We start from the raw sequence: 7878 nt of genomic DNA, 5'->3' as shown, positions 1-7878 counted from the left end.
CATGGGCAGTGGAAGGTAAGACTGGCCACTGTCTGTTTTCACTGGACCACCTCATCCTTCAGCGTATGGCTTGCATTCCTCAGCCCAAAGCGCTATCTTTGCGCTCCGTTTCGTAAAAAATTCAACCGTGGCAGCGGCGCTGCCTTTCAGCCTTTTACTTCGCCATGAGCGTACTACTCGACTTTATCAACCAGGAATCTCAGGAGCGCCGCGCCAGCTTCCCCAGCTTCGCCGCCGGCGACACGATTATCGTGCACGTCAAAATCCGCGAGGGTAATAAGGAGCGCATCCAGCAGTTTCAGGGCGTGGTGCTCCAGCGCCGCAACCCTAGCTCGAATGGCGAAACCTTCACCGTGCGCAAGATTTCCAACCAAATCGGCACCGAGCGCATCTTCCCGCTGCTCTCGCCCAACATCGACAAGATTGAGGTCATCCGCCGCGGCAAGGTGCGCCGCGCCCGCCTCTTCTACCTGCGCGGCCTCTCCGGCAAGCAGGCCCGCATCAAGGAGCGCCGCCTGAATCCGGTGACCGAGGCTTCGGCCTAAGCCACCTGCGGCGCTTAATTTCAGCAATAAAAAGCCGGCCCTCTTCTTTCGGGAAGAGGGCCGGCTTTTTGGCTTTGGCAACCAGACAGGGGGTAGGGACGTGGCAAGTATTTCTCTATTCCCTACCCCCCTTGCCTTCGCCTAACGGTGCGACGAGTAGTCCTGCGGCAGGCTGCCGTCAATGGTATCGGGCGCGTCGGCAGCGCCTTTGAACTGCTGGGCCACGGCCGTGAGCACTTCGCCGAGCTTGGTGACGCGGGTCGCGGTGTTGGTGTTCTCGGCAAAGTTGGCGGCCAGGCTGGTATTTTTGCCCAGCTTGGTGAGCAGACCGGCAATCACGTCTTTGTCGAAGGTGCCGGAGCCAAAATGCGCCTTCAGCGCCTGCATGTCCACTATCAGCTCGTGCAGAGCGGGGTTGTTTACTTCTTTTAAATCGCCAATCCAGCGCTGTAATTGATTATCGAAACCAGCGCGCGACGCTTCTTCAACTAAATCGCCGCTGAGCAGCTTGATGGCGCCATCGAGGTGCTGCTGGTGCTGAACATCTTTCTTTTCCATGTTTTAAGGGAATAGGATAGGGAATACGAAAGCCGGGCGACCATTGTCGGCCGGCGTCTTTGCCAACGGCACAAGCCCCGGCAGGGTTGAGGTAGCCCCGCAAAAAGCCCCGCCCGGAAGTTTCCGGGCGGGGCTTTTAGATAAATAGCGATAATGAGTGCGGCGGAAGTTGGGACGGCTAATCCCTACCCCCCTCGGGCGGCGCGAAGCCCCTATTCAATCTTGTTCATGCGGTCTTTCACGGCCTCCAGCGCGAGGCGCATGTTTACAATGTCGGCGCGGGCGGCTTCCTGCTCTTTGAGGTTCAGGTCCACGAGGTTGTTGTACTGGAGCAGCTCGGCGGCGTTGGCAGCCAGCTGCTGCTGAATCTCAATTTTGCGGGCCTTGTTTTTCTCGATGTCTTTCTTGATGTTGTCGCCTTTGGCGATAACGGCCATGTGATTGTTTTGCGAAGCCACCAGCGCTTTCTCCGACTCCGAAACCTGGGCTACCAGGTCTTCGCGGTACATCTGCCGGGCAAAGTCCTTGAGATATTTCTCGCCGGCTTTCCACTGTTGCGGCGTGGCTTCCTTGCCCAGGTAGGCATTGCCGAGGTCAATGCTCCACCACACGCTCGTGCCCGTGGGCGAGGCCTCCACCTTACTAATGACGCGCACCGGGTTGGGCGCGATGTCCTCAATCGTAATACCCTCCATCGTGATGACGCCCTTGTTGTTCTTCACCTTGCCGGGAAACTTCTCAGTGAGCTGCTTGGCCCAGGCCGACTCCACCCGGCGGCTGTCGAGTTGAATGCTCACGCGCTGCCCCTTGCGCGGAATGTTGTTGATAGATTGCTCGGTCTCGTCAACCGGCGACTTCTGCGCGTAGCCGCTCAGCGAGGCCAGCAGCAGCGCAAAAGCCAAGAGTATACTTTTCTTCATGATGTATTGGAGGAGTAAAAATTGATGGATAAAGATTAAAGTACAATTCGCGTACCAACGTGCACCTAGTACGGCCTTTCAAATTTAGGTGCTTTCTATTGACTGGCCTTTGTCTGCGGCAACATTTTTCGCTGAATCCGTAAGATTATTACTTTTCTTATATTATAAGTCCGATAGGTGCCAAATCAGGCTTCTAGTGCACTTATTGGTTTATCCAACCGAACAAAGCGGCCCTATCTGGGTTACTTCCCTCTATGCCCATCACCGTCTGCCGCACCGAGCATTTCAACGCCGCTCACCGCCTGCACAACCCCGCCTGGACCGACGAGCGCAACGCGCAGGTCTTTGGCAAGTGCAATAATCCAAATTATCACGGCCATAATTACAACCTCACCGTGCGCCTGACCGGCGACGTGGACCCCGAAACTGGCTACCTCTACGACCTCAAGCGCCTGAGCGACCTGATAAAAGCGCAGGTGCTCGACCGCTACGACCATCGCAACCTCAATCTCGACACCGAGGAGTTTGCGCACCTCAACCCCACGGCTGAGAACATCGCCGTCGTTATCTGGCAGCGCCTGCGCCCGCACCTCGACGCCAGGCTGGGCCTCTCGGTCACGCTCTATGAGACGGACCGTAATTTTGTCGAGTACTATGGATAATTCAGCTGAAGACCAGGCGGCAGCCCTGCTGGCCCTGCCCGGCGATGCGCACCTGCCCGAAAACCTGCGCACGCCCCTGCGCGCCGACGCTTTCGCCGGCGCTGATGCCGACAAGATTGAGCGCATTGCCACGCACTTCCGCGCCATCATGGACGAGCTGGGGCTGGACTTGAGCGACGACAGCCTGGCCGGCACCCCGCGCCGCGTGGCCAAGATGTACGTGCAGGAGTGGTTTCGGGGCCTCGACCCCGCGCAGCGGCCCGAGGTGCGGCTGTTTGAAAACCGCTACGAGTACCGCGAGATGCTCGTGGAGCGCGATATCACCTTGTTTTCGTGCTGCGAGCACCACTTCGTGCCCATCATCGGCAAGGCCCACGTGGCCTACTTGCCCGCCGGCAACGTGGTCGGGCTGAGCAAGCTCAACCGGGTGGTGCAGTACTATGCGCGCCGTCCGCAGGTGCAGGAGCGCCTCACCCGGCAGATTGCCGCCGAGCTGCGCCTGAGCCTGCACACCGACGACGTGGCCGTGCTCATCGAAGCCGACCACCTCTGCGTGATGAGCCGCGGCGTGAACGACACGAGCAGCTCGACGCTGACCGCTGATTACGGCGGGCGCTTTGGCGAGGACGCGCAGCTGCGGAGTGAGTTTTTGCGACAGATTGGAAAGTGATTGAAGAACTCGTCATGCTGAGGAACGAAGCATCTTATGACGTGAGAGCGACGCGGTAATTAATTGATTACTGCTCGTCCAGGCATGGTAAGATGCTTCGCAAGCTCAGCATAACAGGTGTGGTTTTTATAACAGCCAGTTGAGTCTGAGCGCCAGGCTCACATTTACGCCTCTCCTAATTTCCTACCCCCGTCATGGCGCGCAAAGTCCTCATCACCGGCGGCACCGGCCTCATCGGCACCCGCCTTTCAGAGCTGCTGATTGACGCGGGCTACGAAGTGGCCCTGCTCGGCCGCTCGCCGGCCAAGGACAGCCACTACCGCACCTTCCGCTGGGACCCGCAGGGAGCCGGCAGCATCGATGAGGCGGCCGTGCCCTACGCCGACTTTATCATCAACCTGGCCGGCAGCAGCGTCGCCGATGGCAAGTGGACCGATGAGCGCAAGCGCGACATCATGGGCAGCCGCCTCGGCGGCCTGGCCCTGCTGCACCGCGAGCTGGCCAAGGGTGACGGCCATCGCGTACAGGCCTTTATTTCCGCTTCGGCCATCGGCATCTACGGCGACGCGGGCGCCGCGCTGCTGACCGAGCAGACGCCGCCTGCCGTCCCTACCCATGATTTTCTGGCGGATGTCTCGCAGCAGTGGGAGCTGGCCGCCGCGCCCATCGCGGCGCTGGGCATCCGCACCGTGATTCCGCGCATCGGCGTAGTGCTCAGCGATAAGGGTGGCGCGCTGGTGCCCATTGCCCGGCCCGTAAAGCTGGGCGCGGGCGCCCCGCTCGGCAACGGCCGGCAGTATATCTCCTGGATTCACATCGATGACCTTTGCCGGCTCTTCATCGCTATGCTGGAGCAGGCGCGCTACGCGGGCGTCTACAATGCCGTGGCTCCTACCCCCGTCACCAACGAGGCTTTCACCGAGATTCTGGCCGAGGTGCTGCACCGGCCGCTGCTGCTGCCCAAGGTGCCCGCCTTCGGCCTGAAGCTGCTGATGGGCGAGATGAGTGAAATGGTACTCGGCTCGCAGCGGGTGAGCGCGGAAAAGGTGCTGCGCGAGGGCTTCACGTTTGAGTATCCGACGCTGCGGGCAGCGCTGGAATCTTTCTACGGAGCGAAGGTGTAGCTTGAAACAAGCCATACTTTGTAACTTGGTACTGCTAACGTTTCCTGCACCTTTATTACCACAAAGCTGATGATTACCAAAGATAATCTTATTGCCAGCCTTCAGGACTTACCAGAAAAGTTCACACTCGATGAGTTGTTCGAGCGGGCTATTTTGCTGGAAAAGATTGACCGGGCTTTGGCGCAGGTAGCAGCAGGCGAAGTATATACGACCGAAGAAGCCCGGCAGAAGCTGCGAGAATGGTCAAAATAACGTGGTCAAATCTGACCCCATCGCTGCACTCGCTCAACTTTCATGATAGCCCGCTGCCATGATAACTCAAAAGCAAATTGCGGTTGTGCTGACAACGTTGCCTCAAGAATTCTCAATAGCTGAGTTAGTTGACAAGCTTCTGCTTGTAGAAAAGATTGAGCTAAGTATTCAAGAATACGAGCGCGGCGAGACATACTCGACTGAGGAAGCACGTGAGCTGCTGTGGCAGTGGTCTAAAGATTTATAGATACTTAACTTATGATAAAATTTATCAGGTCACTTTTCAGCAAGCCGCGTTCCTCTGAAAGCTTACCGCTTGACTACCCCAGCTATATTAGGAATGCTGTTACTGTAGTAACTAACACCAACGGCCAACTTGAGGACGAGGAGCTTATTAATTTATTTGTAGAAAATGGGATTCCAAGAAACGAAGCAACAGAACTGCTTTTGTTTCTACCTACTGCTTTCTGCCGACACCTACTGCCGCTAGTTGACTGGCCGACTTATTATTGCGAACAAACCGCATCTAATAAAAACATTAAGATTGAGTATGCCGACAATCCTCGTTTCGTAGCTATCCAGAATGTTACGGCTGAAACATACGCCTCTGTGTTTGAGCAAGGCAATGTGGTGAAAATAGCGGGCCGCAGCGCATCATTTAAGGCAATCAACAATTTGTTAAATGATGGCGGACGGCTAGAGGATGTAGCCGTCTCTCCCGAATACGTTATCCGCTAACTCCGCTACAAGCTATCCGGCAGGGCCGCGCCGCCCGCGCCTCGCACGCCGCTGTTCAACTGCTCCAATAAATTATCCGTCGCCAGCGTGTCCACGGCGCGCTCGCGGCGGGGGCCGTCGTCGTAGCCGGGCGAGACGCAGTTGTATTTCTTGGTGATTTTGCTCGATGGCTTGGGGAAAGGGCCGTAGTCGTAACCGAGGCGGCGGTCCTGGTAGATTTTCTCCATGTACTTGCCGAACACGGGCAGGGCCATGCGCCCGCCTTCGCCCTGCTGCGAGCCCTGGAAGTGGATGCTGCGGTCCTCGCCGCCAACCCAGACGCCGGTCACGAGGTCCTTGGTGACGCCCAGGTACCAGCCGTCGGAGTAGTTGCTGGTGGTGCCCGTTTTGCCGCCAATCTGATTGTCCTTGTGCCAGAGGTCGTATTCCCAAAGCGCCTGCGAGGTGCCGCCGGGCTCGTCCATGCCGCCGCGCAGCATGTAGAGCATGAGCCAGGCCGTTTCGGCCGGAATGGCGCGCTGCTGCCGCGGGTCAAACTGCTTGATAACGTTGCCGTTGCGGTCCTCGATGCGCGTGACGATGCGCGGCTCGGAGCGGAAGCCGGTGTTCACGAACGTGCTGTAGGCATCGACCATCTCGTACACGCTCACGTCGCCACCCGAGCCCAGGCCGATGCTGGGTACCGGCAGCAGCGGCGAAGTGATGCCGACCTTGTGGGCGTACTTGGCCACGTTTTCCCAGCCTACTTTCTCCGTTAATTGGGCCGTCACGGAGTTGACAGAGCGGGCCATCGCATGGCGCAGGGTCATGTTGCGGCCGGTGTACTCGCGGGTCACGTTGTCGGGCTGCCACTGCATAGGCTGGCCGTTTTCGACGTAGTTGATGGTCACGCGCTGGTCGCGGATGCGGTCGCAGGGTGAGTAGCCGTTATCGAGCGCCGTCAGGTAGACGAAGGGCTTGAACGTGGAGCCGGCCTGCCGCCTACCCTGCCTGACGTGGTCGTACTTGAAGAAATCGTAGTCGAGTCCACCGACCCAGGCCTTGATGGCGCCCGTAAACGGGTCCATGCTCATCATGCCGGCCCGCAGAAAGTGCTTATAGTAAGCCAGCGAATCGAGCGGCGACATGACCAGTGTGGTATCGCGGTCGTCGTGCTTCCAGGTGAAGACCTTCATGGGCCGCTTGGCATTCAGGGCCGAATCCAGGCGCTGAGGCTGGCTTTTGTAGCGCGCGGCCAGGGCCTTATAGGAGTCGGTGCGCTTCATCTGCGTCTCGATGAAGCCGGGGATTTCGTGGCCGTCCTCATCAACCCAGGGCTGGGAGCGGCGGTTGCGCCAGAACCGGTCGAAATCCCGTTGCAGGCGCTTCATGCGCTCGTTGAGCGCCTCTTCGGCGTGCTCCTGCATCCTAGAGTCAATCGTGGTGTAGATGCGCAGGCCGTCGCGGTACATGTCGTAGCCGTTCTGCTCGCACCACTGGTTCACGAACTGGCTGATGGCGCCGCGGAAGTAGGTATTGGGGCCGTCGATGTGCTTTTCGACCTGGTAGCGCAGGGCCACGGGCGCGGCTTGCAGGGTTGCGACTTCGGCGGGGGGTAGGAAACCGGCCTGCCCCATGCGGCCGAGCACCACGTTGCGGCGGCGGCGGGCGGCTTCGGGGTGAAAGCGGGGGTTGAAGGCCGTAGGATTGTTGAGCAGGCCGACCAGCATGGCGGCCTCCTCGGGCCGGAGACTGTCGGGCGAGGTGCTGAAAAACGTCTTGGCCGCGACTTTAATACCGAAGGCGTTGGAGCCGTACTCGACGGTGTTAAAGTACATGCGCAGCAGCTCTTCCTTGGTGTAGCGCCGCTCCAGCTCCACGGCCGTGAGCCACTCTTTCGTCTTGGCTACCAGCGTGCTCACGCCCGGCACGTGGCCTAGGGCGCCGCGCTCGCCGCGCCGGGTTTTGTAGAGGTTCTTGGCCAGCTGCTGGCTGATGGTGGAGCCACCGCCGCTGTTGCTGCTGCCGCGCACGAGGCCAAACGCGGCCCGCGCTAGGGCCGTGAGGTCGATGCCCGAGTGGTCGTAGTAGCGCACATCCTCGGTGGCAATCAGGGCCTTAATGAGCAGCGGCGACATCTTGCTCAGCGGCACCGGCGAGCGGTTTTCGCGAAAATAGGTGCCAATCAAAACCCCATCGGAGGTGAACAGCTGCGAGGCCTGCTCGACCTTGGGATTTTCCAGCTCATCCAGCCCCGGCGACTTGCCGAACAGAAACATAAAGTTCGACTTGACCAGCCCCGGGTAGAGCAGAAAAAACCCGACTCCCAGTCCGAACAAGACCCAGGCCGTGTGCACCAGCCGGCGCGGCCAGCGGCGGCGCGCAGCAGTAGGTTTAGCGGTCGGAGTGGATGCTTGCGGGTCAGCCATG

At 59.2% G+C, this 7878-nt stretch carries 10 protein-coding genes; 7 read left to right on the top strand and 3 right to left on the bottom strand.

Translation table 11 applies throughout. The features are described from left to right. Nucleotides 1-164: 164 nt before the first annotated feature. A complete protein-coding gene (gene rplS / locus ACFE70_RS15910) occupies nt 165-545 on the top strand; it encodes a 50S ribosomal protein L19 (RefSeq protein WP_375418759.1) in 381 nt (126 codons plus the stop codon). Nucleotides 546-686: 141 nt separating this feature from the next. On the opposite strand, the gene ACFE70_RS15905 is transcribed toward rplS, so the two are convergent. Both ACFE70_RS15905 and ACFE70_RS15900 read right to left on the bottom strand, forming a co-directional pair. Beyond that, nucleotides 687-1103 carry a hypothetical protein gene (locus ACFE70_RS15905; RefSeq protein ID WP_375418758.1) on the bottom strand — a complete coding sequence of 139 codons (417 nt, stop codon included), beginning with the start codon at nt 1101-1103 and terminating at the stop codon, nt 687-689. A gap of 212 nt (nt 1104-1315) precedes the next feature. Next, a complete protein-coding gene (locus tag ACFE70_RS15900) occupies nt 1316-2023 on the bottom strand; it encodes a DNA repair ATPase (protein ID WP_375418757.1) in 708 nt (235 codons plus the stop codon). Nucleotides 2024-2277: 254 nt separating this feature from the next. Here ACFE70_RS15900 and ACFE70_RS15895 point away from each other — a divergent pair, with 254 nt between their 5' ends. The 6 genes from ACFE70_RS15895 (at nt 2278) to ACFE70_RS15870 (ending at nt 5469) form a co-directional block, all read left to right on the top strand. Further along, complete coding sequence (locus ACFE70_RS15895) at nt 2278-2685, top strand: 6-pyruvoyl tetrahydropterin synthase family protein (RefSeq protein ID WP_375418756.1); 408 nt, start codon at nt 2278-2280, stop codon at nt 2683-2685. Next, on the top strand, nt 2678-3355 hold the full coding sequence (gene folE, locus ACFE70_RS15890; RefSeq protein ID WP_375418755.1) for a GTP cyclohydrolase I FolE: 678 nt from the start codon (nt 2678-2680) through the stop codon (nt 3353-3355). Before ACFE70_RS15895 ends, folE begins: the two co-directional genes overlap by 8 nt. Nucleotides 3356-3549: 194 nt before the next feature. Then, nucleotides 3550-4479 (top strand): TIGR01777 family oxidoreductase, encoded by a 930-nt coding sequence (locus tag ACFE70_RS15885; protein ID WP_375418754.1) that lies wholly within the window; start codon nt 3550-3552, stop codon nt 4477-4479. Between the two features lie 69 nt (nt 4480-4548). Beyond that, nucleotides 4549-4731, top strand: a complete 183-nt coding sequence (locus tag ACFE70_RS15880) for a hypothetical protein (RefSeq protein WP_375418753.1) — start codon at nt 4549-4551, stop codon at nt 4729-4731. Nucleotides 4732-4789: 58 nt separating this feature from the next. Next, nucleotides 4790-4978: a hypothetical protein gene (locus ACFE70_RS15875; protein WP_375418752.1), complete on the top strand. Its 189-nt coding sequence runs from the start codon at nt 4790-4792 to the stop codon at nt 4976-4978. Between the two features lie 11 nt (nt 4979-4989). Then, on the top strand, nt 4990-5469 hold the full coding sequence (locus ACFE70_RS15870; protein WP_375418751.1) for a hypothetical protein: 480 nt from the start codon (nt 4990-4992) through the stop codon (nt 5467-5469). Between the two features lie 5 nt (nt 5470-5474). Here the strand turns inward: ACFE70_RS15870 and ACFE70_RS15865 are convergent, their stop codons facing one another. Continuing rightward, nucleotides 5475-7877, bottom strand: coding sequence for a transglycosylase domain-containing protein (locus ACFE70_RS15865; RefSeq protein ID WP_375418750.1), 2403 nt, complete (start codon nt 7875-7877; stop codon nt 5475-5477). Nucleotide 7878: the final 1 nt, after the last annotated feature.

Origin of the sequence: uncultured Hymenobacter sp. (assembly GCF_964243305.1) — a bacterium.
Classification (GTDB): domain Bacteria; phylum Bacteroidota; class Bacteroidia; order Cytophagales; family Hymenobacteraceae; genus Hymenobacter.
The sequence above is the reverse complement of the archived record's forward strand: the minus strand, read 5'-3'. Positions and strand labels throughout refer to the sequence as shown.